Origin of the sequence: Bradyrhizobium sp. INPA03-11B, from assembly GCF_040446015.1 — a bacterium.
Lineage (GTDB): Bacteria > Pseudomonadota > Alphaproteobacteria > Rhizobiales > Xanthobacteraceae > Bradyrhizobium > Bradyrhizobium macuxiense_A.
Map to the genome: position 1 here is coordinate 1 of NZ_JASGSR010000110.1, position 25,758 is coordinate 25,758.

Genomic DNA, 25,758 nt, shown 5'->3' on the forward strand with positions numbered 1-25,758 from the left:
CCTTGAAACCGAGCGAGTGCAACAGCCGCACCGCATCCGCGATGCGCATCTTGTCGTCGCCGCGCACCGAGACGAACACCGTGCCCTGCCGCGGCACGCGCGTGCCGCCGCCGAGCTGGCTCTTCGCGAACGCGACCTCGAACGAGCGATCGATGCCCATCACTTCGCCGGTCGAACGCATCTCCGGTCCGAGCACGGTGTCGACGCCGGGGAAGCGTGCGAACGGGAACACCGATTCCTTCACGCCGACATGGCCGAGCTTCTTCTTCCTCAGCTTGAAGTCGGCGAGCTTCTCGCCGGCCATGATCCGCGCCGCGATCTTGGCGACCGGCGTGCCGATCACCTTGGCGACGAACGGCACGGTGCGGGATGCACGCGGGTTGACCTCGAGCACGTAGATCTCGCCGTCCTTGATGGCGTATTGCACGTTCATCAGGCCGACCACGTCGAGGCCGAGCGCGAGCTCGCGGGTCTGCCGCTCCAGCTCCTCGATGGTGTTGGCGTCGAGCGAATGCGGCGGCAGCGAGCAGGCGGAGTCGCCTGAGTGAATGCCGGCTTCCTCGATGTGCTCCATGATGCCGACGATGAAGGTATCCTTGCCGTCGCAGAGGCAGTCGACGTCGACTTCGGTCGCATCCGACAGATAACGGTCGAACAGCAGCGGATTCTTGCCGAGCACGGTGTTGATCTGCCCGGTCTTGTCGTTCGGGTAGCGCGCCTTGACGTCGGCGGGCACCAGCTCAGGCAGCGTTCCAAGCAGATAGTCGTTGAGCTGGGTCTCCTCGCGGATGATCTGCATCGCGCGGCCGCCGAGCACGTAGGACGGACGCACCACCAGCGGCAGATCGAGATCGGCGGCGACCAGGCGGGCCTGCTCGACCGAATAGGCGATGCCGTTCTTCGGCTGCTTGAGACGGAGCTTGTCGAGCACGCGCTTGAAGCGGTCGCGGTCCTCGGCTAGGTCGATCGCGTCAGGCGAGGTGCCGAGGATCGGCACTTCGGCGGCTTCGAGCGCGCGGGCAAGCTTCAGCGGGGTCTGGCCGCCGAACTGCACGATGACGCCGTGCAGCGTGCCGTTGGTGCGCTCGGTCGTGATGATCTCGAGCACGTCTTCGGCGGTGAGCGGCTCGAAATACAGCCGGTCGGCGGTGTCGTAGTCGGTCGACACCGTCTCCGGATTGCAGTTCACCATGATGGTCTCGTAGCCGGCGTCTTCCAGCGCAAAGCAGGCGTGGCAGCAGCAATAGTCGAACTCGATGCCCTGGCCGATGCGGTTCGGTCCGCCGCCGAGGATGATCACCTTCTTGCGGTCCGACGGCGCGCTCTCGTCGGCAAGCTCGCCCGCGAACGGCCGCTCATAGGTCGAATACATGTAGGCGGTGGGCGAGGCGAACTCGGCCGCGCAGGTGTCGATGCGCTTGAACACCGGGCGCACCCCGAGCGCATGGCGCCTGGCGGTGACGTCGGCCTCGGTGGTTTCCGTCAGCACGGCAAGCCGGGCATCCGAGAAGCCCATCGCCTTCAGCATGCGCATCGAGAATGCATTCGACGGCAGGCCGCTGCTGCGGACCTTGTCTTCCATCTCGACGATGCTGCGCAGTTCGGCGAGGAACCAGGGATCGATCTTGCAGGAATTGAAGATCTCCTCGTTCGACCAGCCGAGCCGCATCGCCTGCGCGACTTGCAGCAGTCGGTTCGGCGTCGGCGTGCCGAGCGCCGCGCGGATCGCGTTCTTGTCGTCGCTACGGCCGAGGCCTTCGATGTCGATTTCGTCGAGGCCGGTCAGCCCGGTCTCGAGCCCGCGCAGCGCCTTCTGCAGGCTCTCCTGGAAGGTGCGGCCGATCGCCATCACCTCGCCGACCGACTTCATCGAGGTCGTCAGCGTGGAGGAGGCGCCGGGGAACTTCTCGAACGCGAAACGCGGAATCTTGGTGACGACGTAGTCGATCGTCGGCTCGAACGAGGCCGGCGTCGCGCCGCCGGTGATGTCGTTGGCGATCTCGTCGAGGGTGAAGCCGATCGCGAGCTTGGCTGCGACCTTGGCGATCGGGAAGCCGGTGGCCTTGGAGGCCAGCGCCGAAGAACGAGAAACTCGCGGATTCATCTCGATCACGACCATGCGGCCGTCGTCCGGACTGATGCCGAACTGCACGTTGGAGCCGCCGGTCTCGACGCCGATCTCGCGCAGCACCGCAATCGATGCGTCGCGCATGATCTGGTATTCCTTGTCGGTCAGCGTCAGCGCCGGCGCCACCGTGATGGAATCGCCGGTGTGCACGCCCATCGGATCGACGTTCTCGATCGAGCAGATGATGATGCAATTGTCCTTCTTGTCGCGCACCACCTCCATCTCGAACTCTTTCCAGCCGAGAACGGATTCCTCGATCAGCACCTCGTTGGTCGGCGAGGCATCGAGGCCGCGCTCGATGATGTCGAGATACTCTTCCTTGTTGTAGGCGATGCCGCCGCCGGTGCCGCCGAGCGTGAAGGAGGGGCGGATGATCGCGGGCAGGCCGATGTCGGACAGCGCCATCAGTGCTTCGGCCAGGGCCTGCTGCTGGTAGCGCTTGCGCCGCTCGTTCTCGCCGGCTTCCCACTTGCGCTCGAAGGCTTCGAGCTCGGCGCCGGACAGCTTGGCCTGGTCGGCGAGGTATTTGTCGCGGTCGGACTTCTTCAGCGCCGAGGCGTTGGCGAGCCGCGACCGCGGCGTCTGCAGCCCGATCTTCTCCATGGCGTCGCGGAACAACTGGCGGTCTTCCGCCTTGTCGATCGCGTCCGCCGTGGCGCCGATCATCTCGACGTCGAACTTCTCCAGCGTGCCCTGCTTGCGCAGCGACAGCGCGCAGTTCAGCGCGGTCTGGCCGCCCATGGTCGGCAGCAGCGCGAAGCCGCCGGGCAGGACGTAGCGTTCCTTTTCGATGATCTTGGCGACGATTTCGGGCGTGATCGGCTCGATATAGGTCGCGTCCGCCAGCTCCGGGTCGGTCATGATCGTGGCCGGGTTCGAATTGACCAGGACGATCCGATAGCCCTCTTCCTTCAGCGTCTTGCAGGCCTGCGTGCCGGAATAGTCGAATTCGCAGGCCTGGCCGATCACGATGGGACCGGCGCCGATGATCAGGATGGTGGAGATGTCGGTTCTTTTGGGCATCAGCTCTCGCGGACTGGAATTTGGGCACAAAAAAAGGGCGCGCTTTCCGCGCGTCCCTCGAGCCATGCGCTATTTTGTAGCGCCGGAAGCGCGATCCCTCGCGCGCGGGTGGTCTTTAGACCAGTTTCCGCACCCGCGAAACCCCCAAAAGCGCCCGATCAACCGCGATTCTGGGGGAAATTCCTCATTCGACCTATGCCCGGTTGGGGGTGCTCAGGTGGGGGGAGAGTGTCTTGCCGATGGCCCGGCTTCGCCCTGCGGGCTACGCCGCGGCAGCCTTCGCTACAAGAAGGCTTGCCGAGCCGAAGCTGCGTCAGCAGCGAAGGCTGGAGGCCCGGCCTGGATTTGAACCAGGATAAACAGTGTTGCACCACTGCCGCGTCGAAGCTTCCGCCACCGGGCCGAGTGGATCATTGCTGATTATTTCCGCGGCCGCTACGTTTACTTTTGGTTAACCCTAATTTTTTCTGCAACCTTTGATCAGTGGTGCGCCACGAATGTCATCCGCCACGGATTGTGCCCGATGTTGCGCGGCGCGCGTGTGGCGCTGAAGCCGGCGGCAGCGAGCTTTTTGATCATCTCGTCCTCGCGGTAGCGCTGCAGCCCGATCTTGGTGCGCAGCTGCCGGTAGTCGGACAGTGCGGTTGAGGCCAGCCCGACCACCGCGTCGCGCAGGAAGCCGTGGACCGCCGCAAAGCGCAGCAGCGCGATGACGTCCTTGGCCATGCCGACCTCGGGCCGCAGGATATCGCCGAGCACGAAACGGCCGGTCGGCTTCAGCAGGCGGTGGATCACGTCGAACGCCGAATCGAGCTCCTGCGGCGTCATGTATTGCGCCACCGAGTTCATCACCACGAGGTCGATCGAGTCGGCCGCCATGTTCTTCAGCTCATCGAGCGAGCGGACGCGGATCCGGGTGTCGGCCGCAAAGCGCGCAACCAGACGGCCGCGCACGCCGGGCGCAGGCTCCGCCAGATAGAGCTGGGCGCAGGCATTGGCGACCTTCACAGCCGAGAGCGCCTCACCGCAGGCGTAATCCAGCACCACGGCGTCGGGCGAAGTGATGTATCCGATAATGTCGTTTGCGATGACCTGGAAATGCAGGTCGCGGTGCAGTCGGCTCGCATAAATCGTATGCGTGGAATCGTAATAGTCGATCCATTCATCCATCGCGTTTGGTATCCGGCAGAATGGGTTCCTGACTTCCAGGAACGGGTGGGCTGACGATGCGTTAGCGGTCCGGCGCCCAATGTTCAATGCGCCGAAATACGGGTTCCTAACAGGAAGGTTCAACGTGAGCAAAGCCAAGATTGACGCCAACAAGACCGACAAGATTTCGCCCGACCTCGACACGCCGAGCGACCTGCCGCAGGCTGCGGTGGATACGATCTCGACCTCGCTCAACACGCTTCTGGCCGATGCTTTTGCGCTCTATTTGAAGACGAAGAATTTTCACTGGCATGTCAGCGGCCGGCATTTCCATGATTACCATTTGTTGCTGGACGAGCAGTCGGACGCGATCTTCGCGACCACCGACCAGCTCGCCGAGCGGGTGCGCAAGCTCGGCGGCGCGACGCTGCGCTCGATCGGCGACATCGCCAAGCATCAGACCATCAAGGACAATGACGAGGACTATGTCCCGCCGCGCGAAATGCTGCGCGAGCTGATGGAAGACAACAAGCACATCGCGGCGGCGATGCGCAAGGCGCACAAGCTCGCCGACGACCATGAGGATTCCGGCACCGCCGGCCTGCTGGAAACCTTCATCGACGAAACCGAGCGCCGCACCTGGTTCCTGTTCGAGGCCAGCCGCCAGGAAGGCAGCAACGCGGCGTAGCATTCACCCTCTCCCCTTGTGGGAGAGGGTGGCTTCGATGCGGAAGCATCGAAGCCGGGTGAGGGGTTTGTCTCCGCGGATGCAGACCCCTCATCCGGCTCGCATCTGTCGATGCGAGCCACCTTCTCCCACAAGGGGAGAAGGGAAGGGGCACTGGCGCCAATCCCTAACGCCGCCACAGCCGCACCAGTGGCCCGTCCTTGCCCAGCACCGGATCGGTCACGGGGATCGCGACCTGCGGGATCGTCTTCAGCGCCCGCGCGTGGTTCTCCGGCGTCGGCCGTTGCAGGTCCATCGGCGGGCCCGGCGGATAGGCGCCGACCACGCTGAAATCGCCGCTCGCCGACAGGCATTGATGACCGGTGCCGGCCGGCAGGATCGCGACATCGCCGGCTGCGATCTCAAGCGCCCGGCCATGCTCGCCGCCGAACTGCACCCGCGCGCTGCCGCGCGCGACGCCCAGCACCTCGTGCACGGTGGCGTGGTAATGCGCGAAGTCGTAGACACCGTTGCGCCACATCGCGCCCCAGCCATTGCTGCCGAACAGCTGCTCGATCGTGGCCTCGGGATTTTTACCGACGTCGACCGCGCCCTTGTAGACCAGGAACGGCATCGGATTGTTCGGCACCAGGCCATCGTCCTGGAAGACGAAGGTCTGAGGCTCGGCATCGGGACTCACGACGGGCATGGCTACCCTCCAGCGTTGCGAGCGGCGGTGATGTCAGGACAGACCAAGCGGCCGATCCGGAAACCGTTCCCGCTAGATCTTGAACTTCAACACCTCGTCCTTGAATCTGAGCCCGTGCCCGGGCCGCTCCGGCGCGCTGATCATGCCGTTGGCGATCTCCGGTGGATCGACCCAGAGGTCGTCGATCAGGGCCATGTTCTCGCACCAGATGCCGTTCGGGATCGAAGCCAGCAGGTGCACGTTGAGTTCAGGGAACAGATGCGGCGCGATCGTGATGCCGAACGTGTCCGCCAGCGTCGCGATCTTGCGCAGGTCGGTCATGCCGCCGCGCATCGGGTCGGGTTGCAGGATCGGCAGGCAGGGATTGAGGAAGAACGGCCGCAGATCGTAGCGCGTGAAATGCGTCTCGCCGCCGACGACGCGCATGTCGAGCGCCGCCGCGATGCGCTGATAGCCGGCGAAATCATCGGCCGGCACCGGCTCCTCGAGCCAGTAGATATCGTACCTCTCGAACTTGCGTCCCATCTCGATGGCGACATCGGCGCTCCAGCCCATGTTGACGTCGATCATGATGTCGATGTCAGGACCAAGCGCCTCGCGCATGCGGCGCACATTGTCGAGGTCCTGCGCCGGCGTGTGAACATGCGCGACCTGCATCTTGATCGCCTTGTAGCCTTGTTTGACGAAATGCAGCGCCTTCTCGATCATCCCGTCGCCGCCGGCGCCACGGAAGCAGCCGGAACCGTAGACCGGGATTTCCGAGCGATAGTGGCCCCACAGCCGGTGCAGCGGCAGGCCGGCGCGTTTTCCCAGTGCATCCCACAGCGCGATGTCGAGCGCCGACATCGCCATCGCGGCGATGCCGCCGCGGCCATAGGTCATCGTCGCGGTCCACAGATCGCGCCAGATCGCCTCGATCGCGGTGGCGTCCTTGCCGATGACGCGCGGGATGATGCACTCGTCGAGACAGGCCGCGATCGACTGCATCGCCGGGCGGAACACGAACAGATAGCCCATGCCGGTGACGCCGGCCGCCGTCTCGACGTCGCAGATCAGGATGTCGCGCGTGGCGCCGAGCGCTGCGCCCTTCAGCCAGGGATCGTCGGCCCAGGGGAGCCGCAGCATCGTCACGCGGATGTCGCGGATGGTCATGTCTGAATGGGCTGACGTCATCGGGCGTTTCCTTATTCCGGGCCGGATCATGTTTGCCTGATCTCGGACAAGGGAAACTCAATCACAGAGCGCAGGCAGCGATCCAGCGCGCTTCGTCATGCCTCCAATGCGCGAAGACGCGATTGCCTTCAGGTCGATTGCCTTCAGGTCTTGGGCAGTTCGAACACCAGGCAGGTCGTGGTGGCATGCGCGATCAGCTTGCCCTTGCCGTCGGTGATCCGCGCTTCGGCGGTTGCAACCCGGCGACCGGCATTGAGGACCTGGCCTTCGGTGCGGATCGTGCCGGTGTCCTGGCTCATGCTGCGGACGAAGGAGATCTTGAACTCCAGCGTGGTGTAGCCAAAGCTCTTCGGCAGCGTGGTCTGCACCGCGAGCCCCATCGCGGAATCCAACAGGATCGCGGCGTAGCCGCCGTGCACCGAGCCGATCGGGTTGTAGTGGCGCAGGCCGGGGACGCTGTGGATCACGACGTGGCCGGTCTCGGCGGTGCAGTCGAACGGCTCGACGTTCTCCATGATCGGTGGTTCCGGCAGGGTGCGGGCGAAGATGCCGCGCACGAAGTCGAGCCCCGGCATCGACGCCATCACCTCCAGCGACGAGACGCCGTAGGTGGGCTTCGGGGGCGGGCTGTCGGTCATGCGGTCAAATCCTTGATGATCGTCGTCATATCACGGCGTAGCTTGGCAGCGTTCGTTGATGCAAGGTCCGACAAAAGCAATGCCCGGACCAGGTGGTCCGGGCACGCGGTATTCAGTAAAGACCTATGATAACGGCGTCGGCTTACGCCGCCTGCTTCTTCTGCCGCATCAGGTCGGCAAACCGCTGGAAAAGATAGTGCGAGTCGCGCGGGCCGGGTGAGGCCTCGGGGTGGTACTGCACCGAGAACACCGGCTTGCCTTCGAGCGCGATGCCGCAATTGGAGCCGTCGAACAGCGAGATATGGGTCTGGGTCGCGCCGGCTGGCAGCGTCGCCTGATCGACCGCAAAACCGTGGTTCATCGAGGTGATCTCGACCTTGCCGGTGGTCTCGTCCTTGACCGGATGATTGGCGCCGTGATGGCCCTGATGCATCTTCATGGTCCTGGCGCCGACAGCGAGGCCGAGCATCTGGTGGCCGAGGCAGATGCCGAAGGTCGGCGTCCCCGAGGCGATCACCTTCTGGATCACGGGCACGGCATATTTGCCGGTCGCGGCCGGATCGCCGGGGCCGTTCGACAGGAACACGCCGTCCGGCTTCATCGCCAGGATGTCCTCGGCCGCCGTCGTTGCCGGCACCACGGTCACCTTGGCGCCGACGCCGGCGAGCAGGCGCAGGATGTTGCGCTTGATGCCGTAGTCGATCGCGACCACGTTGAATTCCGGTGCGGTCTGCTGGCCGAAACCCTTGCCCCACACCCAGGGAGTCTCGTCCCAGGTGAAGCGCTGGCCGGAGGTGACCATCGGCACCAGGTCCATGCCCTCGAGGCCGGGCCATTCGCGGGCCTCTTCCTTCAGGGCGTGCAGGTCGAATTCGCCGGTCTTCGAATGCGCGATCACCGCATTGGGCATGCCCTTGGAGCGGATCAGCGCGGTCAGCGCCCGGGTGTCGATGCCGGACAGGCCGATGATGCCGCGCGCCTTCAACCACTGGTCGAGGTGGCGGGTGGCGCGGTAATTCGAGGGATCCGTGATCGCCGAGCGCAGGATCACGCCGCGCGCACCTGGTGTCGCGGCCATGTTCACCGTCTCGATGTCTTCCTCGTTGGTACCGACATTGCCGATATGCGGGAAGGTGAAGGTGATGATCTGGCCGGCATAGGACGGATCGGTGAGGATCTCCTCATAGCCGGTCATCGCGGTGTTGAAGCAGACCTCGCCGACGGCGTGGCCTTCCGCGCCGAGACCGAAGCCTTCCAGCACGGTACCATCGGCGAGCACAAGGAGCGCGGTCGGTTTGTGGTCCGGCCAGGCGGGAGCGTTTTCGGATGTTGTCATGAGCCCTTTAAATAGAGGCCGCACGCTGCGGCGTCAAAGCGAAAGGGCGCGGATTCACACGGCATTCCCGGCCGATTTGACAGGCCGGAACGGCCTTTTAATCTAAAGTTCCTCGAAGCGGCCGTTTGCTTGCCGAAAATGACCCGGTCCGGAGCACCCTATGGACAACACGATGCCGATCCTGCTCGTCCCGGGCCTCGTCTGCTCGCCGCGGATCTTTGCCCCGGTCATCCCGGCGCTGTGGCGGTGCGGCCCTGTCACGGTCGCCAACCATGTCAGGGACGATAATATGGGGGCGATCGCCCGCCGGATCCTGGCCGAGGCGCCGCCGCGCTTTGCCCTCGCCGGGCATTCGATGGGCGGCTACATCGCCTTCGAGATCATGCGGCAGGCGCCCGAGCGGGTGGCGAAGCTGGCGCTGATGAGCACCCAGGCGCGGGCCGACACGCCGGAGGCGACCGCGCGCCGTCGCGGCATGATCGAGCGTGCCAAAAGCGGGCAGTTCAAGAGCGTGGTCGATGAGCTGTTTCCCGGCTTCGTGCATCCGTCGCGGCAGGGCGATGCCACCCTGCGCCAGGTTGTTGATGACATGAGCGAGGACGTCGGCGCCGAGGCCTTCATCCGCCAGCAGAACGCGGTGCTGAGCCGGCCGGATTCGCGGCCGAGCATGGCCTGGATCAAATGCCCGACCCTGGTGCTGACGTCGGACACCGACAACACCGTGCCGAATTCATTGTCGGACGAGATGGCGAATGGCATCCCCGGGGCGAAACTCGTCGTGCTCGCCAATTGCGGTCACCTGCCGCAGCTGGAACAGCCGCAGGCATGCGCTGACGCGCTGGTTGAGTGGTTGCGGAACTAGGTTGTTCTGTCGGCGCAAACTGCCTACATGAGAGGATTACTGGTTCAAGGACACAGAGATGCTGCGCGACGATATCAATACTGCGGTCAAGGAAGCGATGAAGGCCAAGGACGAGCGTAAGCTCTCCACGCTGCGCATGGTCAATTCGACCATCAAGAACGCCGACATCGACGCGCGCGGGCAGGGCAAGCCGCCACTCTCCGATGCCGATCTGCTCGGCCTGTTGCAGAAGATGATCAAGCAGCGCCAGGAGTCGGTCGAGCTCTACGACAAGGGCGGCCGCGCCGAGCTCGCCGACCAGGAACGCGCGGAGATCGCGGTGATCTCGGCGTATCTGCCGAAGCAGATGTCCGACGACGACGTGAAGGCCGCGATCTCGGCCATCATCGCCGAGACCGGTGCTGCCGGGATCAAGGACATGGGCAAGGTGATCGGCGCGCTGAAGGCGAAATACGCCGGCCAGATGGATTTCGGCAAGGCCAGCGGCCTGGTGAAGGCGGCCCTGTCGTCCTGATTTCGTAGCCCGGATGCAGCGAAGCGAAATCCGGGTGAGTCTATCCGTTCGGTGAGGTCCCCCGGATTGCGCTTCGCTTCATCCGGGCTACGCATGACCTGCCCTGTGAGAGGTGGGATAACCGCGGAGGTTTCCAATGTTTCGTGTCGCCGCGGACAGCCTGGAAGCCTACCTCGCGTTTGATCCCGGCCGGACCGCGGATCTCGAACAACTGAATGCGGTGATGCGAAAGGCGGCGCCTTCGCTCAAGCGGCATTTTCATGCGGGTACGCTGGCCGGTGAGGCCGGCATGCGCATGAACATGATCGGCTATGGCGGGTTTCGCTACGCGATCAAGTCCGGCAAGACGGCCGCCTGGCCGGTGATTGGGCTGGCGCTGCAGAAGAACTACATCAGCGTCTATGTCGCGGTGACCCGCGGCGGCAAGCCGCTGGTGTCCTGCTATGCCGGCAAGCTCGGCGAATTGCGCGCGGGCGGCAACAATTTCAGCTTCGAGGCGTTTGATGATCTGAAAGCTCCCGCCGTTGCGGCGCTGTTCGCCGAGGCCGCCGATATATTCAAGGCGGATCGGGAGAACCCGGTCCGCTACATGCAGGGAAGCTGATAGCGACAAAGCCCCCGTGCAAGCGGCGCTTCGGGGTGACGTTCTGGATAAACTGGAGACAGGCCATGGCCGATCAGCAAGCTCCTTCCGGTCCGGATCTGACACAAGGTGTGGCCCTCTCCGACTTCCCGGGCGCGATGTTGCTCGGCCATGTCGGCGAGGACGACGTGCTGCTGGTGCGCTCGGGGGCGGATATCTTCGCCATCGACGCGCATTGCAGCCATTACCACGGCCCGCTCGCCGACGGCCTGGTGGAGGGCGAGACCGTCCATTGCCCCTGGCATCACGCCTGTTTTGACATTCGCACCGGCGAAGCGACCGCCGCGCCCGCCTTCAACGCGCTCGCGGTCTGGAAGGTCGAGCGCGACGGCGATCGCATCATCGTGCGCGAGAAGCGCGCGCAGCCGAAACCCCGCGTCAAGGGCCCGGTCGATGCACCCGGCAGGATCGTGATCGTCGGCGGCGGCGCAGCAGGCTTTGCCGCCGCCGAGATGCTGCGGCGGCAGGACTATCGCGGCAGCATCGTCATGCTCAGTAGCGAGGCCGCACCGCCGGTGGATCGGCCGAACCTGTCGAAGGACTTCCTCGCCGGCAGCGCGCCGGAGGACTGGCTGCCGCTGAAGCCGGACGATTACTATGCCGACGCGGCGATCGATCTGAAACTCAAGACCGAGGTCAAGTCGATCGACACCGGCCGCCGCAACGTCGTGCTCGCCGGCGGCGAAGTGCTCGCTTACGACCGGCTGCTGCTGGCGACCGGCGCGGAGCCGATGCGGCTGCCGATCCCGGGCGCGGACCAGCCCCACGTTCATGTGCTGCGCAGTCTCGACGATTGCCGGGCGATCATCGCCTCGGCCAGCGGAGCGCGCCGTGCGGTGGTGATCGGGGCAAGCTTCATCGGGCTCGAGGTTGCGGCCTCGTTGCGCGCGCGGGAGATCGAGGTTCACGTGGTCGGGCTGGAAGCGCGGCCGCTGGAGCGCGTGCTCGGCCCTGAGATGGGCGATTTCGTCCGCGCGCTGCACGAGGAGCACGGCGTCGTCTTCCATCTCGGTGACACCGTGACCGCGATCGAGGGCAAGCGCGCGCGCCTGAAGAGCGGGCCCGTGCTCGACGCCGATCTCGTCGTGCTCGGTGTCGGCGTGAAGCCGCGGCTGGCGCTGGCGGAAGCCGCCGGGCTCGCGATCGATCGCGGCGTGACCGTGGATGCCTATCTCGAGACCAGCGCTCCCGGCGTCTACGCGGCCGGTGATATCGCGCGCTGGCCCGACCCGCACAGCGGCGAGAATATCCGGGTCGAGCACTGGGTGGTGGCCGAGCGCCAGGGCCAGACCGCCGCGCGGAATATGCTGGGGCAGCGCGAGGCCTTCGATACGGTGCCGTTCTTCTGGAGCCAGCATTACGACGTGCCGATCAACTATGTCGGTCACGCCGAGCAGTGGGACGAGATCGCGGTCGACGGCAGCATTGCCGGCAGGGATTGCGTGCTCCGCTACAAGCGTGGCGAGCGCGTGCTCGCGGTCGCCTCGATCTATCGCGACCTCGAAAGCCTCAAGCTCGAAGCGGCAATGCAGCGGGCGGCGGCCTGACGGCTTTCCCCTCAAGGAGGGGTTTGTGGTCTGACGGCTCGAGAGCGTTTTCGAGCGAAGTGGATACCGGTTCGCGTGAAGAAAACGCGTCAAAAAGAAGAACTGAGAGCCCTGTTCCGATTCCATCGGAACAGAAAAGACTCTAGTCTGCCGCCATGCTTCAGGAAGCCAAGACCTACGACGAGCTCTATCGCAACTTCAGCTGGGACGTCCCCGCGCGCTTCAACATGGCGACCGCCTGCTGCGATCGTTATGCCGACGGCACGGGCCGGCTTGCGCTGGTCTATGTCGACGAGGATGGCGGCACCACGCGCACCTCGTTCGACGAGGTCGCAGACGCCTCGCGCCGCTTCGCCAATGTGCTGACCGCCGACGGCCTTGTGCGCGGCGACCGTGTCGCGGTGTTCCTGTCGCAATCGCTGGAATTGCCGGTCGCGCATCTCGCGGCGTTCCGCGCGGCCCTCATCTCGATCCCGCTGTTCGCGCTGTTCGGCGAAGATGCGCTCGAATTCCGCCTGTCGAACTCGGCGGCGAAAGCCGTCATCACCGATCAGGCCGGCTGGGAGAAGATCGCCAAGATCCGCGACCGGCTGCCCGAGCTGAAGAGCGTCTACATCGTCGGCGACAAGACGCCGGCGGGGACAAAACCGCTCTGGGGCGCGATCAAGTCGGCGTCTCCTGACTTCGCGACCGTCGACACCTCGGCCGACGATCCCGCGCTGATCATCTATACGTCCGGCACCACGGGCAATCCGAAGGGTGCGCTGCATGCGCATCGCGTCGTGCTCGGCCATCTGCCCAACGTCGAGATGTGCCACAACTTCCTTCCGCGGCCGGGCGACCTGATGTGGACGCCGGCGGACTGGGCCTGGATCGGCGGCCTGATCAACGGCCTGTTCGCGTTCTGGTACCACGGCATTCCGATGGTCGGCCACCGCGCCCGCAAGTTCGAGCCGCAGGCAGCGATGCAGATGATGGCCGAACTCGGCATCCGCAATGTCTTCCTGCCGCCGACCGCGCTGAAGCTGATGCGGCAGGCCGATGTGAAGAACTCCGGCGTCAGGCTGCGCAGCATCTTCACCGGCGGCGAGTCGCTCGGCGGCGAACTGCTGGGCTGGGTGCGCGAGACTTTTGGCATCGATGCCCATGAGGTGTTCGGGCAGACCGAATGCAATCTCGTGATCGGCAGCAATTCCAATCTGTTTCCGATCCGGCCCGGCTCGATGGGCCGCGCCACGCCGGGCTTCGACGTCCGCATCGTCAACGACAAGGGCGAGGAGCAGCCGCGGGGGCAGCGCGGCATCATCGGCGTGCGCCAGCCGTGCCCCTGCACCATGATCGAATATTGGCGCAATCCCGAGGCGACCGCGAAGAAATATGCCGGCGAATTCCTGTTGACCGGCGATCTCGGCGTGCAGGATGAGGACGGCTATTTCTGGTACGTCAGCCGCGAGGACGACGTCATCACCACGGCCGGCTATCGCGTCGGCCCGTCCGAGATCGAGCACACGCTGATGAAGCATCCGGCGGTCGCGATGTCGGCGGTGGTCGGCATTCCCGATCCGATCCGCACCGAATCGATCAAGGCCTGGATCGTGTTGCGCCCGGGCTATGCGGCGAGCGACACGTTGGCGCGCGAGATCCAGGAATTCGTCAAGGTGCAGCTCGCCGCCCACGAATATCCGCGCTTCGTGCAGTTCGCCGACAGCCTGCCGATGACGGCGACCGGCAAGGTGCTGCGGCGCGAGCTGCGCGCGCTGGGCTAGATTCTCTCCGGCAGGTTCGACACCATACGCCAATGCAGAAGACTGTCTCTCAGGCCCCGGGCCTGCACCGCGCCTCGCTCAGCAAGCTGCACGAACTGGATGCGGCGCTGGAGCTCATGTACTACGGCTGGCGCGGGATGACGCTGGAGGCCGATCAGTATCTTGAGACGGTCGGCCTGTCGCGCCCGCACCATCGCATTCTCTACGTCGTGGCGCGCCGGCCCGACATCTCGATCGGCGCGCTGATCGAGGTGCTCGGTATTTCCAAGCAGGCCTTGAACCGCCCACTCGCATTGTTGCTGGAGCGCAAGCTCGTGGCGTCGAAACGGTCGCCCGAGCAGCATCGCTCCAAATTGCTGCGCCTGACCGCAGCAGGGCAAAAGATCGAACAGCGCGCGTCCGACCACGAGCGCAAGGTTCTTCGCGAGGCATTCGATCGCGTCGGCGCGCCCGGCACTACCGCGTGGATGGCGGTGATGGGAGCGATCGCCGACAACAACTAGCCGTGTTCTCAAGTCAACATAGTTGACGTGAGAATTTCGCCGTGCCAATCTTCTGCGCAGTCACGCGGGAGAGGGCGATCGCATGGGCGGAGAGATCATGGACCGGGCGGCGGCCGGGCGCTTTGTCGAGGCGTGGTGCGCGAGCTGGTGCAGGGTCGATATCGACGCCGTCGTCGCGCACTTCGCCGACAATGCGGAGATGCGCAGCCCGTTGGCGCTCAAGCTGACGGATAGCCCTGTGGTCGCGGGGGCCGAGAATATCCGCGCCTATTGGCGCAAGGCTTATGGCGGCATCGAAAGCGCTGATCTCAAGGTCCTGAACTGGAGCTGGGACGCGACGATGGCGCGCCTGACGGTGTGGTGGCAATTGGGCGACACGCGCGCCAGCGAGTTCATGGATTTCGACCGTGACGGCCGCGTGGTGCGCAGCGAAGCATTCTACGGAAAGTAACCCATGCGATTTTCGGATTTCGTCCTGCTGCTCAACGCGCTCTGGTTCGGCGCCGCATTCGTCCAGTTCAGCGTTGCCCAGCGCAACACGCTGAAGATACTGGTTCCGCGCGAGGAGCGTGGCAATCCGATCGCGCCGACCCTGTCCGCCAGCGTCGCGTTCCTGGGCGGGATCAATCTGCCGATCGGGCTGCTGTCGCTGTATTTCCTGCTCGCAAGGCCGCCCTTCTTTCAGGCCGTCGAGGCCCAGCTTGCGCTGTTCCTGTTCTTCGCGGCGTGTCACTTCAGCCAGTTCGCCTACAATCTGCCCGTCCTGATGCGCGGCGGCCGCGTTGGGGTCGCCTACTGGCCGGTGCTGAAGGGGCCGATGCTCAGGATCTTCGTGATCGATGCGACCTTGTTCGTGGCGAATCTGATTGTCGCGCTGTTGCTCGTGTAGCCCTCTCCTCCGTCGTCCCGGGCAAGCGCAGCGCGACCCGGGACCCATAACCACAGGGTGTCGTTGTTGTGCGACGCTGTGGCCCCAACTCGCTCTATCCCCGCGTGCGGTGGTTATGGGTCCCTGCTTTCGCAAGGACGACAGTGAGTATGAGGCGGCTGTAGCTCCACCCTCACGTCGGCATCGGTATCCCCAATTCCTTCAGCGCCGCCAGCATGCGCGCTGGCGGCTGCATCGGGATCACCATGGCCTTGCCGGTCTCCAGCATGCTCTTCAGGCTGGAGAGGATCGCCGGCCAGCCGGCGCGGCCGCCGGACAGGATGTCGTCGCTGATCGGACGATCATGCGATTGCAGCAAGGTCAGCTTCACGCCGTCGCCGGCCGGCTCGATCTCCCAGGTGACGAGCGTCGGCCCGAGCTTTTCGACCAGCTGCGGCCAGTTGACGTTGAAGGTGACGGTCAACCGCTTCAAGGGATCGCACGCGATCACTTCGCCGGAGATGTGCAGTGCGCCGTCGGGCGTGCGCACGATGTAGGCGCCGCCGACCCGGAGATCGACCTCGACCGCGTTGCCGGAAAAGTATTTCCGGCTGAACTCGGCGTTCGTCAATGCCTGCCACACCTGCTCCGGCGTGGCGGCGATGTAGATCGCGTAGACAATGGCCGGCTTGAATGTCTCGATGTTCATGTCCGCACGTGTCCTTCGATAGATCTTCATTGTCATTCGAAGCCTTCGATCCCGAGCGCGGCAGGCGGGATCGCGACCACCTTGCCGGTCTCGAGCAGGCTCTTGAGGCCGGACAGGATCGCAGGCCAGCCCCTGGAAATGCCGTCGAGCAGCTTGCTGCCGACGCCGAAGCCTTCATGGGTCACGGTCAGCTTCACGATCTTGCCGAACGGCTCGAGCGTGAACACGACTTTGGTTGCCGGCTCCTTGCGCAGTTCGGGATCGGCCTCGTGCTTGAAGGTGTAGGCGAGGCGCCGCGGCCGGTCGGCCTCGAGGATCTCGCCGGTGTCGGTGGTCTTGCCGCTCATCACCAGCGCGAGCGGCGAGCCGACCTTCCAGTCCGATTGCAGCTCGGTGTCGAACCAGTATTGCCGCGTGAATGCGCTTGATGTCAGCGCATCCCACAGTCTCTCCGGCGTGGTCTCGATGTAGGTGACGTAGACGAATTCGGGCTTAGGCATGGTAGGGCTCCCTGGCGCCGCTGGTGAGCAGGTCGGCCGGCAGTTCGCGTCCGGTCTCCAGGAAGCTCTTCAGGCTCGCGATGACCATCGGCCACCCGCCGGAGATGTCGCGCAGCGTCTTCGGACCGAGGTTGTCGTGCGTCATGGTCAGCTTGACGATCCCGCCGTGCGGCTCGATGTCGAAGGTCACGCGCGAGACCTGCTCGCGCTCGACGCCTTCCTTCACGACGTCCCAGCTGTAAGCGAGCCTCTTGGGCGGATCGGCGATCAGCACCTCGCCTTGCACGGCGCGGCGGCCATCCTTGCTGAGATGATGGGGCGAGCCGACCTTCCAGTCGGAAGTGGCGCGATAGCCGAACCAGAAGCGTTCGGTGAATTCGCTCGATGTCAGCGCGTGCCACAGCTTCTCGGCCGTGGTCTCGATATAGGTGACGTAGATGTAGTCGGGTTTACTCATCACGCTTCTCCAATTGTCTTTTTAATTCACTGAGCGCGGCGAGTTTCCCGCGCTCGAACTTCTTGATCCACCGTTCACCGATCTGATGGATCGGAACCGGGTTGAGGTAATGCAGCTTCTCGCGGCCGTGCTTGATGGTGGTGACGAGGCTGGCCTCCTCGAGAATCACAAGGTGCTTGGTGACGGCCTGACGCGTCATGTCGAGCCCGTCGCAGAGCTCGCCGAGCGTCTGCCCGTTCTGATCGTGAAGCCGGTCAAGCAGCGTGCGCCGTGAGGCATCCGCGAGGGCTTTGAAGACTTCATCCATGGCTTGGATAATATGCAACCAAATGGTTGCATGTCAAGAGCGTGTGTTTTGGCGCCGGTATCGCCGTGCTAGCGTCCCGCACAGCCAACGCAGATTGGCAGGGAACTCGGGGTGGTGCGCATGGGTGGTCGCGTTACGGCAGTTTGCTGCACGTTTCTTCTTGTCCTCCTCGCATATGGTGCGAGCGCCCAGCAGAAGATCGGCGATCCGCCCGAAGCCTCCAACATGAGGCTGGTTGGAACCAACGATTTGCAGGCGCGCAGCGCCTATCAGCCGACCATTCATCATCAGGGTAACAGCTGGATCGCCTATATCGGCCACCACGGCGGCACCGACGACATTTCCGATCCCGTCAATCCGATGACCGGTAAACCTGAACCGAACGGCACTTCGATCGTCGACGTCACCGATCCCGCGCATCCCAGGTATCTCCGGCACATTCCAGGCCAGGAGGGCAGATATGAAGCCGGCGGCGCGCAGATGGTGCGTGTCTGCGACGGCAAGGATCTGCCGAAGGGCGATCGCAACGCGGTCTACATGCTGCGCACCTTCGGCAGCGAGGCGCATGAGATCTGGAACGTGGCCGATCCCGCCAACCCCGTGCTCATCACCCGGATCGGCGGGTTGAAGGACACGCACAAGAATTTCTGGGAATGCAGCACCGGCATCGCCTTCCTGGTGTCGGGCGCGCCGGACTGGCGCACGCGTCGCATGACGCAGATCTACGATCTCTCCGATCCCGCGCATCCCGTGAAGATCAGGGACTTCGGCCTGCCCGGGCAGGAGCCCGGCGCGACCGGCGCGGTGCCGACCGAACTGCACGGGCCGATCTCGACCGGGCCGAAGGGCAACCGCGTCTATTTCGGCTACGGCACCAACAAGGGCGGCTTCCTGCAGATCGTCGATCGCGACAAGCTGCTGAACGGACCGAAGCAGCCGACGCCGGACAATCTGACATTCCCGGAGATCGCGCGGATGCCGCTGTCGGCGATGAACGGCGCACACACGGTGTTTCCGATGCCGGGCATGCCGATCGCGGAATTCGCCCGCGACAAGGACGGCAAGACCCGCGACATCGTGATGATCGTCGACGAGGCGATCCAGAACGAATGCGGCGAGGCGCGGCAGATGGTGTGGTTTGCCGACGTGACGACAGAAGCACGGCCGATGATGATCTCGAGCTACACCGTGCCCGAAGCCTCCGGCGCGTTCTGCGAGCGCGGCGGCCGGTTCGGCTCGCATTCGTCGAACGAGAGCATGGCGCCGGTCTATTACAAGAAGCTGGCCTTCATCGCCTTCTTCAACGCCGGCGTCCGCGCGCTCGATATCCGCGATCCCTACCACCCCAAGGAGGTCGGGTACTTTATCCCGTCCATTACGTCGGCGACCGACAAGCGTTGCCTCACCATCGACGGCTTCTATCGCTGCAAGGTCGCGATCCAGACCAACAATGTCGAGACCGACGAACGCGGCTACATCTACGCGGTCGACCGCGCGAACACCGGCCTGCACATTCTCGAACTGACCGGCGCGGCGCGCGCCGTCGCCGGTCTGCCGTGAGAATTTCATGATGCGCTCGTGGCCGGTCATCGCGGCGATGTTCCTGGCGCTCGGCGGCCTCTCGGCCGTCGCGGGCTACGAGATGGCGCCGCATGCCGCGCAGTGGCGCGAGATCGCCTGGCCGTTCCCGCGCGACGGCTGGCCCGCCGGCCGCGCTTTCCGCTGCGGCGCCGTGGAGTGCGGCACTGAGGTCGAGGTTTATCTCAGGCCGAAGCTCGGCTTCTGCAATTGCGACAGCGGCGTCGCCGATGACGACGAGGTCGACCGCGTCGCCGATGTCGACATGATCAGCCCGCGCTTTGTGCCGCTGAGGGCAGGCGAAGTTGTCGATGTCGCCGACATGCACGGACGGATCAGAGCCTATCGTCTCGACGGAAGCCGCGCCGCAATCGGCATCGCGGTCTCGCATCGCTGCGATCTCATGGCGATCGCGGCGCAGGGCGGGGGCGATGCCGCGCGCGTGCAGCGCGCGACGCTGCGATTCCTGGAGTCCCAAGAGGTCAAGACGTGGATGACGACTGCGATGGAGGGCCGTTGAGGAGCGCTGGTCCTTAACCTCGCCCCGCTTGCGGGGAGAGGTCGGATCGCATCGCTAGATGCGATCCGGGTGAGGGGGTGCAGGTCTATCTGTTGGCACCGCCTGGCGGAGAGAGCCCCTCACCCCAACCCTCTCCCCGTGAAGGACGGGGAGAGGGAGCGGAGGTGCCGCTTCCATCCACCGTCACCGGCATGCATAATGGCGTAAACGAGCAAAGAGCCCCCATGTCCCTGCAAGCCTATTTCGCCTTTGTCGCCGCCTGCATCGCGCTGGCGCTGCTGCCCGGTCCGATCGTCACGATGGTGATCGCCAACGGCCTGCGCTACGGCACGCGTGCCGCGCTCACCAATGTGCTGGGCGCGCAGGTCGGGCTTGCGATCGTGATCGGCATCGTCGCGGTCGGCCTGACCTCGCTGATGGCCACCATGGGGTACTGGTTCAACTGGGTGCGCTTTGCCGGCGCGGCCTATCTGGTCTGGCTCGGCATCAAGCTGATCCGCTCGCCGGTCGAGGGCGTCGGCACCGACGACAAGCCGCTGCCGCCGCGCGGCGGGTTCTTCCTGCAAGGTTTCCTGGTGCTGCTCTCGAACCCGAAAGTGCTGGTTTTCTTCGGCGCCTTCATTCCGCAATTCATGGACATGGACAAGCCGCATTTGCCGCAGGTGGCGCTGCTCGGCGTCACCTTCATGGCGACCGCGGTGCTGACCGATGCCGCCTACGCGCTGGCGGCAGGCCGCGCCCGCAAATTCTTCTCCAAGGAGCGGACGCGGCTGATGTCGCGCATCTCCGGCGGCTTCATGATCGGCGGCGGCATCTGGCTGGCACTGACCCGGGCGCGGTGAGCCCGGCGCGCCCGATACCGGCTCCGCTGGGTGCTAGACCAAGGTGGCTTTAACTCGAATTAAGCCGTGGAGCTCCGCTTCACCTCGCCCCGCTTGCGGGGAGAGGTCGGAACGCATTGTCAGATGCGTTCCTGGTGAGGGGGAGTCGCCGCACATGCAACTATCAGCGTTTACGCTGAGACAGCCCCTCACCCCAACCCTCTCCCCGTAAGAACGGGGCGAGGGAGCGCAGCGCCGTCGCTCTTCGACCTAACTTCCTCACGCGCTACACCGCGATCCGCTCGACCACGTCGCGCACCAGGCCGGTCAGCAGTTCAAGCTTGTAGCCGGTCATCGGCAGCGGCTTGGCTCCCGATGTTGCCAGCTCGGCGGCTTGCGCGATGGTCGCCGCGTTGGCCGGCTTCCCCTCCAGCGCCGCCGCACTTGCCACAAGACGCAGCGGCACCGGGGCGATACCGCCCGCCGTGATGTGGACCTGCTGGAACGTGCCAGCCGATATCACCGCACGCACGCAGATCTCGACCAGCGGCCATTCCGCATAGGAGCGGCTGATGGCGCGCCTGTAGAGTGCGCGCTCGCCGGCCAGCGGGGCAGGGAGCTCGATCCGCTCGATCCGTTCGCCCGGTGCGAGCAGATTGTCGGCGGCGCCGTTGCTGCCGTCGCCGAGCAGGTCGGTGATCGACAATCCGCTGCGCCGGTCCGTGGTGACCTTCGCATCATAGGCGAGCAGCGCCATCGCCATGGTCGACGGATGCGGCGCGACGCACGGGCCGAGATCGAACGCGACGTGATAGAGATGATTGCCGGATCGCGCCGGACAGTCGGAGCCGCCTTTCTTGAGACAGGCGATCTGCGGATTGCGAAAGTACCAGCAGCGCGAGCGCTGCGCGAGGTTGCCGCCGAGCGTTGCCATATGCCGGATCTGCGGCGTGGCGAGGCCCTGCGCGGCAGCCGTGATGCCGGGATAGGCCTGCGCGAGCCGCGCGTCGGATGCGATCGCCGCGATCGCGGTCAGGGCGCCGATCCGCGCCGCGCCGTCCGCGCCCCACGCAATTCCGATCGTATCGGGACTGGCGGTGAGATCGATGACCTCTCCACACGACAGGCCGCTGCGGCGACGCTCCGACAAGTCGGTGCCGGCGGCACGGAATTCGGGTCCGGACATTGCCAGTGCAGTTGCGGCGCTCATGCGGCGTCCCTCCCTTTCAGCGCGGCGACGATGCGGTCGGGCCGGATCGGAATTTCGGTGAGGCGGACGCCGATCGCATTGTGGATCGCGTTGGCGACGGCGGCCGAGGTCGGCACCGTCGATGCCTCGCCGATGCCGACGCTGTTGCCGAGCACGTGGTCGAAGCCGGCTTCGTCGAAATGCACATCGATCTCCGGCGTGTCGGCGATACCGGGGATGCGATAGTCCTCCATCCCCGCGGTCAGGACGTCGCCGGTCTTCGGATCGAGCTCGCGCGCCTCGTAGAGCGCGTAGCCGAGGCCCTGGATGACCGCGCCGCAGGCCTGGCTGCGTGCCAGCGCGGGAGAGGCGATCTTGCCGACCGCGATGCCGGTATGGACGTTCAGCACGCGCACATGGCCGAGCCAGGTGTCGACCTCGACCTCGATGACCTGCACCGAGCTCGGCACGCCGGCGCCGACCGCGATGTTGGAGAAGCGGCGCATCATCCAGCCGAACACCATGCCGATCAGGCCGACTTCGCGCAGCGGCGAGCGGATGCCGGGTGCGGTGTTCTTGCCGTCCTCGCCGCGCGTCTCGACTACGGCGATATCGGGCGAACGCGCGATCAGCTCGCGCCACGGCGCGTTCGAGCCGGGCGCAGGCTTTCGTGTCGCCTGTTCGAGGATTTGCGCCTTCAGTTTCCGGACCGCCTGCAAGGTCGGCGGCATCACCGAGGCGGTGACGCGGCTGCCGCCGGAGCCGGGCCCTTCGGGCAGCGATGAATCGCCGATCCGCACGTCGATATCAGAGGGTTCGAGATCGAACTCGCGCGCGATCGTGTCGGCAAGCACGCTGCGGGTGCCGGTGCCGATGTCCTGCGTCGCGGTGCTGGCGACGATACGGCCGCCCTTGACCGCGACCTCGACCTTCACATTGGGCTGCCAGAGATAGAGCCAGTAGCCGGTGGCGACGCCAATGCCGCGGCGATAGCGCCCGCTCTGTTGTGGTTTGCGATTGCGCCAGATGTCGAGCCCGGATGCCCAGTCGTAGAGGCGCTGACGGTTGGGATCGGGGTCCCAGCGCTTGCGCAGGGCGATCGGATCGACCTTGAGCCGCAGCGCGGCCTCGTCGATCGATTGCTCCACCGCGAACGCCATCGGCGGTCCGCCGGGGCCGCGGAAGGCGGCGCCGGGCGGCAGATTGCTGATGACGTCGAAATCCGACAGGTCCTTGGCCTCGGCCGGATAGATCAGCCGCGCCAGGCCCGCGATGGTCGAGTTGGTCGCGGCCCCCGTATCGGCATGCGCGGTGACGGAGAGTGCCTTCAGGCCGCCCTGCTCGGACGGCAGCAGCGCGACCTTCAGTTCCGCAGCCGGGCGATAGCCGGCGACGGAGAGCTCCTCCTGCCGATCATAGGCGACGCGCACCGGCGCCTTTGCCTCGCGCGCCAGCTCGATGGCGGCGATCGTCTCGGTACCCAGGCTCGCCTTCGATCCGAAGCCGCCGCCGACATGATCGGCGATCACGCGGACCTTGTCGTGATCGAGCTTGTAGCGCTTTGCGATCTGCTCCTTGAGGTGAAACACCTGCTGGGTCGAGGCGTGCAGCGTCAGCCGGTCGCCGTCGAAGCGGGCCACCGCGGCGTGCGGCTCGAGGCAGGCATGCTGCTGCGTGGCGGTGCGGAAGGTCGCTTCGACCAGCAGCTTGTTGTTGGACTGGCGTGCCTCGTCGACCCAGTTGCGCGCCTTCTTGGCGCGGGTCGAGAACACCGCGGTCGGACCGCGGATGTTCTGCTTCCACGGCGCCGGGCCGCCGGCGGCCTCCGAGACGTTGCCGGCCCGCTTGCGGCTCGCTTTGTCGAACACCACTGGCGCGCCGTCCTTGCGTCCGGCGTCGAGCCCGACCACCGCGGGCAGCTTTTCGTAGCTCAGCTTGATGGCGGCGAGCGCGGCCAGCGCCGACTTGCGGTCCTTTGCTGCGACCGCCGCAATCGGCTCGCCGACAAAGCGCACGATGCGGTCGTCGCCGAGCAGCGACACCGCGGTGATGCCGGCGCGCGCGCGCGCCGGCGCGAGATCGAGCGCGGTGATGCGCGCATGCGCCTCGCGCGAGCGCAGGATCAGGCCTTCGAGCTGGCCGTCATGGTTGATGTCGACGGTGTATTTCGCCGCACCCGTCACCTTGTCGCGCGCCTCGATGCGGGGCGCTGCGACATTGTCGCCGTCAAAGCGGCCGGCGCAGGCATCCGCGACCGCGCGAAAAATCCCGTCATAGGCGCCGCAGCGGCAGAGATGGCCCGACAGCGCCGCACCGATCTCCTCGCGCGACGGCACCGCCGTTCCCCTGGTCGCGCGCCATTGGTCGCAGAACGCGGTCGCCTCCACGATGAAGCCGGGCGTGCAGAAGCCGCATTGCAGGGCGTCGTTTGCCATGAACGCCTTCTGCACCGGATGCAGCTGAGCTGCGCCGATGCCCTCCACCGTCGTCACGGCCTTGCCGGCAGCGGCCCGCGCCGGCATCAGGCAGCTTGCGACCGGCGCGCCGTCGACCAGCACCGTGCAGGCGCCGCAGACACCGACGCCGCACACCAGCTTGGTGCCGGTGAGCTTGAGCTGGTCGCGCACGATATCGATCAGGAGCGCGTCGGGATCATCGGGCAGGGATTCGACGCGGCCGTTGACGGTCGTCGTGGTCATGACTGTCCTCCAGTTGTCCTGCGTGTCGGCTTCTTTGGGGGCGCCGCCTTCTTGATGGGCGGCTTCTCGGATTTCGGTATGGCGCCGGCACAGAGCGTGCGCACCATGATCGCCATATCCTTCAGGAACGCGTCCGCCGGCTGCATCGCCGGGTACTGCGACTTCGCGGCGTAGATCGACATTTCGACCAGGCGCGCGAATTCGGGCGGTGACAGGTCCTGCGGCAGCGCAAGCTGCTGCCGGCGCGCGGTCCGCGCAATGGTCGCGACCATGCGCTCCGCATAACGCGCCGCATAGGTCTGGTAGAGGTCGCGCGCGTGCACGAGGTGCTCGGAATACAGTTCCTCGAGGTGCGGCGAGCCGTCCAGCGATCCGATCATGGTCGACATCCGCGCGGTCATGCCCGCGGCAAGGATGTTGCCGAGATTGCCGCCTGCCGTCTCGGCTTCGGCCACGGCTGCTTCCTCGGCTGCGATCGCGGATTCATGGATGCGCTCGATCACGGCGCGGAACAGCGCTTCCTTGGATTCGAAATGGTGATAGAGCGCCTGCCGCGTCAGACCGGCCGCTTCGGCGACCTGCTCGATCGAGGAACGACGAAAGCCGTGCCGGCGGAATACCAGCATGGTGGCATCGAGGATGCGGGTTTTCGGTCCCATTTGACGGTTTTGACAAATATAGAAAATTTGTCAAATCGCGATTTGGTGAGGCGACCCGCCGGGCCGCCTTGCGCCTGTGTGAGACGCGTCACGGAAGGTCGCGTCCCGGCTGCGTAAAGCTTCGTCATGCAAGGGCGAGCCTGCTCGCCTGGAGCTTTCGAGGATACGCACATGACTCAGGTCTATTTCCATTGCTCGAATACGCGCGGCGTATTGATGGATCGCCGCGGCACCTCGGTGACCAGCCTCACCGAGGCCTGTGAGGCGGCGACCCGCATGATGCGCTCGCTGGTCGCGACGGTCAGTCTGGAAGATTGGCGCGATTGGGCCGTGCATGTCAGCGACGAGGACGGCGAGGAGATCGTCATCCTGCCCTTCGCATTCGTTCTCGGCAAAGCGCACTGAGAGCGAGTTATGTCGTCACTGCAGCGATCATTGCTACCTCTTCGCCGCAGCCTGAACGCGATCGCGACCGGCTGGCAGGATCTGATCGCGCGAATTCGCGATCCGTACCGCCCCGAGCTCCACTACATGCGCGGGCCGGGCCCCAAATGGCGCGCCAAGCACGCCATTCAAGCCGCGGCAGCCGGCTGAAGCCTGATCAGGTCCCGTTTATCGCCGGGCGATGCGCCTCGCGACGCCACGCCAGCTAGGCCGCGCACCTCTCCCGCATTGGGGCCGGCAGGGATTCCCAGGTGCGAACCAGATCGCCGATCGAGCTCGCCTGCATCTTGCGCATCACATTGGCGCGATGCAGCTTGACGGTCACTTCGCTGATGCCGAGGTCGAAGGC

28 protein-coding genes and 1 tRNA gene are annotated in these 25,758 nt (G+C 65.3%); 14 read left to right on the forward strand and 15 right to left on the reverse strand.

What is annotated here, in order from left to right; all coding sequences use genetic code 11:
- The 3 genes from carB to QMZ05_RS32030 all read right to left on the reverse strand — a co-directional run.
- The coding region (gene carB / locus QMZ05_RS32020) for a carbamoyl-phosphate synthase large subunit (RefSeq protein WP_353704386.1) at positions 1 to 3,151 on the reverse strand (3,151 nt) is incomplete at its 3' end.
- A 327-nt stretch (positions 3,152 to 3,478) separates the two neighbouring features.
- Positions 3,479 to 3,554: transfer RNA gene (locus QMZ05_RS32025), tRNA-OTHER, on the reverse strand.
- Between the two features lie 77 nt (positions 3,555 to 3,631).
- The gene (locus QMZ05_RS32030; RefSeq protein ID WP_353704387.1) at positions 3,632 to 4,321 is read right to left on the reverse strand and encodes a class I SAM-dependent methyltransferase; all 690 of its coding nucleotides are present in this window, start codon (positions 4,319 to 4,321) and stop codon (positions 3,632 to 3,634) included.
- A 139-nt stretch (positions 4,322 to 4,460) separates the two neighbouring features.
- On the opposite strand from QMZ05_RS32030, the gene QMZ05_RS32035 reads away from it, so the two are divergent.
- Positions 4,461 to 4,988 (forward strand): DNA starvation/stationary phase protection protein, encoded by a 528-nt coding sequence (locus QMZ05_RS32035; protein WP_146987059.1) that lies wholly within the window; start codon positions 4,461 to 4,463, stop codon positions 4,986 to 4,988.
- Between the two features lie 166 nt (positions 4,989 to 5,154).
- On the opposite strand, the gene QMZ05_RS32040 is transcribed toward QMZ05_RS32035, so the two are convergent.
- The 4 genes from QMZ05_RS32040 to carA form a co-directional block, all read right to left on the reverse strand.
- Positions 5,155 to 5,676, reverse strand: coding sequence for a hypothetical protein (locus QMZ05_RS32040; RefSeq protein WP_353704388.1), 522 nt, complete (start codon positions 5,674 to 5,676; stop codon positions 5,155 to 5,157).
- Between the two features lie 72 nt (positions 5,677 to 5,748).
- The gene (locus QMZ05_RS32045) at positions 5,749 to 6,849 is read right to left on the reverse strand and encodes a mandelate racemase/muconate lactonizing enzyme family protein (RefSeq protein ID WP_353704389.1); all 1,101 of its coding nucleotides are present in this window, start codon (positions 6,847 to 6,849) and stop codon (positions 5,749 to 5,751) included.
- A gap of 143 nt (positions 6,850 to 6,992) precedes the next feature.
- Entirely contained in the window at positions 6,993 to 7,487 is a 495-nt protein-coding gene (locus QMZ05_RS32050) for a PaaI family thioesterase (RefSeq protein WP_353704390.1), read from the reverse strand.
- Positions 7,488 to 7,629: 142 nt separating this feature from the next.
- A complete protein-coding gene (carA, locus tag QMZ05_RS32055) occupies positions 7,630 to 8,823 on the reverse strand; it encodes a glutamine-hydrolyzing carbamoyl-phosphate synthase small subunit (protein ID WP_353704391.1) in 1,194 nt (397 codons plus the stop codon).
- Between the two features lie 160 nt (positions 8,824 to 8,983).
- Between carA and QMZ05_RS32060 the strand changes: the two genes are divergently transcribed.
- From QMZ05_RS32060 to QMZ05_RS32095, 8 genes are all read left to right on the forward strand, one after another.
- Positions 8,984 to 9,685: an alpha/beta hydrolase gene (locus QMZ05_RS32060; RefSeq protein ID WP_353704392.1), complete on the forward strand. Its 702-nt coding sequence runs from the start codon at positions 8,984 to 8,986 to the stop codon at positions 9,683 to 9,685.
- A gap of 58 nt (positions 9,686 to 9,743) precedes the next feature.
- Positions 9,744 to 10,199 (forward strand): GatB/YqeY domain-containing protein, encoded by a 456-nt coding sequence (locus QMZ05_RS32065; protein WP_353704393.1) that lies wholly within the window; start codon positions 9,744 to 9,746, stop codon positions 10,197 to 10,199.
- 136 nt (positions 10,200 to 10,335) lie between these two features.
- On the forward strand, positions 10,336 to 10,803 hold the full coding sequence (locus tag QMZ05_RS32070; RefSeq protein ID WP_353704394.1) for a hypothetical protein: 468 nt from the start codon (positions 10,336 to 10,338) through the stop codon (positions 10,801 to 10,803).
- Between the two features lie 65 nt (positions 10,804 to 10,868).
- Positions 10,869 to 12,389 carry an FAD-dependent oxidoreductase gene (locus QMZ05_RS32075; protein ID WP_353704395.1) on the forward strand — a complete coding sequence of 507 codons (1,521 nt, stop codon included), beginning with the start codon at positions 10,869 to 10,871 and terminating at the stop codon, positions 12,387 to 12,389.
- A gap of 155 nt (positions 12,390 to 12,544) precedes the next feature.
- The gene (locus tag QMZ05_RS32080; RefSeq protein WP_353704396.1) at positions 12,545 to 14,155 is read left to right on the forward strand and encodes an acyl-CoA synthetase; all 1,611 of its coding nucleotides are present in this window, start codon (positions 12,545 to 12,547) and stop codon (positions 14,153 to 14,155) included.
- Positions 14,156 to 14,187: 32 nt separating this feature from the next.
- A complete protein-coding gene (locus tag QMZ05_RS32085) occupies positions 14,188 to 14,658 on the forward strand; it encodes a MarR family transcriptional regulator (protein WP_353704397.1) in 471 nt (156 codons plus the stop codon).
- Between the two features lie 82 nt (positions 14,659 to 14,740).
- The gene (locus QMZ05_RS32090) at positions 14,741 to 15,109 is read left to right on the forward strand and encodes a nuclear transport factor 2 family protein (RefSeq protein WP_353704398.1); all 369 of its coding nucleotides are present in this window, start codon (positions 14,741 to 14,743) and stop codon (positions 15,107 to 15,109) included.
- 3 nt (positions 15,110 to 15,112) lie between these two features.
- Positions 15,113 to 15,547, forward strand: coding sequence for a hypothetical protein (locus QMZ05_RS32095; RefSeq protein ID WP_353704399.1), 435 nt, complete (start codon positions 15,113 to 15,115; stop codon positions 15,545 to 15,547).
- A gap of 172 nt (positions 15,548 to 15,719) precedes the next feature.
- Here QMZ05_RS32095 and QMZ05_RS32100 read toward each other — a convergent pair whose 3' ends face one another.
- Genes QMZ05_RS32100 through QMZ05_RS32115 form a run of 4 tightly spaced genes read right to left on the reverse strand, consistent with a single transcriptional unit; the run spans position 15,720 to position 17,499 of the window.
- Complete coding sequence (locus QMZ05_RS32100) at positions 15,720 to 16,235, reverse strand: SRPBCC family protein (protein WP_353704400.1); 516 nt, start codon at positions 16,233 to 16,235, stop codon at positions 15,720 to 15,722.
- 32 nt (positions 16,236 to 16,267) lie between these two features.
- A complete protein-coding gene (locus QMZ05_RS32105) occupies positions 16,268 to 16,735 on the reverse strand; it encodes an SRPBCC family protein (RefSeq protein WP_353704401.1) in 468 nt (155 codons plus the stop codon).
- Positions 16,728 to 17,192, reverse strand: a complete 465-nt coding sequence (locus tag QMZ05_RS32110) for an SRPBCC family protein (RefSeq protein ID WP_353704402.1) — start codon at positions 17,190 to 17,192, stop codon at positions 16,728 to 16,730. The genes QMZ05_RS32105 and QMZ05_RS32110 overlap by 8 nt, the downstream gene beginning before the upstream one ends.
- Complete coding sequence (locus QMZ05_RS32115) at positions 17,185 to 17,499, reverse strand: helix-turn-helix domain-containing protein (RefSeq protein ID WP_353704403.1); 315 nt, start codon at positions 17,497 to 17,499, stop codon at positions 17,185 to 17,187. The genes QMZ05_RS32110 and QMZ05_RS32115 overlap by 8 nt, the downstream gene beginning before the upstream one ends.
- Before the next feature lie 120 nt (positions 17,500 to 17,619).
- Here QMZ05_RS32115 and QMZ05_RS32120 point away from each other — a divergent pair, with 120 nt between their 5' ends.
- The 3 genes from QMZ05_RS32120 to QMZ05_RS32130 all read left to right on the forward strand — a co-directional run bounded on the left by QMZ05_RS32120 (position 17,620) and on the right by QMZ05_RS32130 (position 20,439).
- Positions 17,620 to 19,059: a hypothetical protein gene (locus tag QMZ05_RS32120; protein WP_353704404.1), complete on the forward strand. Its 1,440-nt coding sequence runs from the start codon at positions 17,620 to 17,622 to the stop codon at positions 19,057 to 19,059.
- Between the two features lie 7 nt (positions 19,060 to 19,066).
- Positions 19,067 to 19,597 (forward strand): hypothetical protein, encoded by a 531-nt coding sequence (locus QMZ05_RS32125; protein WP_353704405.1) that lies wholly within the window; start codon positions 19,067 to 19,069, stop codon positions 19,595 to 19,597.
- Positions 19,598 to 19,821: 224 nt separating this feature from the next.
- Entirely contained in the window at positions 19,822 to 20,439 is a 618-nt protein-coding gene (locus tag QMZ05_RS32130; RefSeq protein ID WP_353704406.1) for a LysE family translocator, read from the forward strand.
- A gap of 265 nt (positions 20,440 to 20,704) precedes the next feature.
- Here QMZ05_RS32130 and QMZ05_RS32135 read toward each other — a convergent pair whose 3' ends face one another.
- From QMZ05_RS32135 to QMZ05_RS32145, 3 genes are read right to left on the reverse strand one after another with little or no spacing between them, the layout of a single operon-like run.
- On the reverse strand, positions 20,705 to 21,628 hold the full coding sequence (locus tag QMZ05_RS32135) for an FAD binding domain-containing protein (RefSeq protein ID WP_353704407.1): 924 nt from the start codon (positions 21,626 to 21,628) through the stop codon (positions 20,705 to 20,707).
- A complete protein-coding gene (locus QMZ05_RS32140; protein ID WP_353704408.1) occupies positions 21,625 to 24,306 on the reverse strand; it encodes a molybdopterin-dependent oxidoreductase in 2,682 nt (893 codons plus the stop codon). The genes QMZ05_RS32135 and QMZ05_RS32140 overlap by 4 nt, the downstream gene beginning before the upstream one ends.
- Positions 24,303 to 24,965: a helix-turn-helix domain-containing protein gene (locus QMZ05_RS32145; RefSeq protein ID WP_353704409.1), complete on the reverse strand. Its 663-nt coding sequence runs from the start codon at positions 24,963 to 24,965 to the stop codon at positions 24,303 to 24,305. The genes QMZ05_RS32140 and QMZ05_RS32145 overlap by 4 nt, the downstream gene beginning before the upstream one ends.
- 171 nt (positions 24,966 to 25,136) lie before the next feature.
- On the opposite strand from QMZ05_RS32145, the gene QMZ05_RS32150 reads away from it, so the two are divergent.
- Positions 25,137 to 25,370 (forward strand): hypothetical protein, encoded by a 234-nt coding sequence (locus QMZ05_RS32150; RefSeq protein ID WP_353704410.1) that lies wholly within the window; start codon positions 25,137 to 25,139, stop codon positions 25,368 to 25,370.
- A 9-nt stretch (positions 25,371 to 25,379) separates the two neighbouring features.
- Positions 25,380 to 25,559 (forward strand): hypothetical protein, encoded by a 180-nt coding sequence (locus tag QMZ05_RS32155; protein ID WP_353704411.1) that lies wholly within the window; start codon positions 25,380 to 25,382, stop codon positions 25,557 to 25,559.
- A 55-nt stretch (positions 25,560 to 25,614) separates the two neighbouring features.
- Here QMZ05_RS32155 and QMZ05_RS32160 read toward each other — a convergent pair.
- On the reverse strand, positions 25,615 to 25,758 hold a 144-nt coding region (locus tag QMZ05_RS32160), incomplete at its 5' end, for a LuxR C-terminal-related transcriptional regulator (RefSeq protein WP_353704412.1).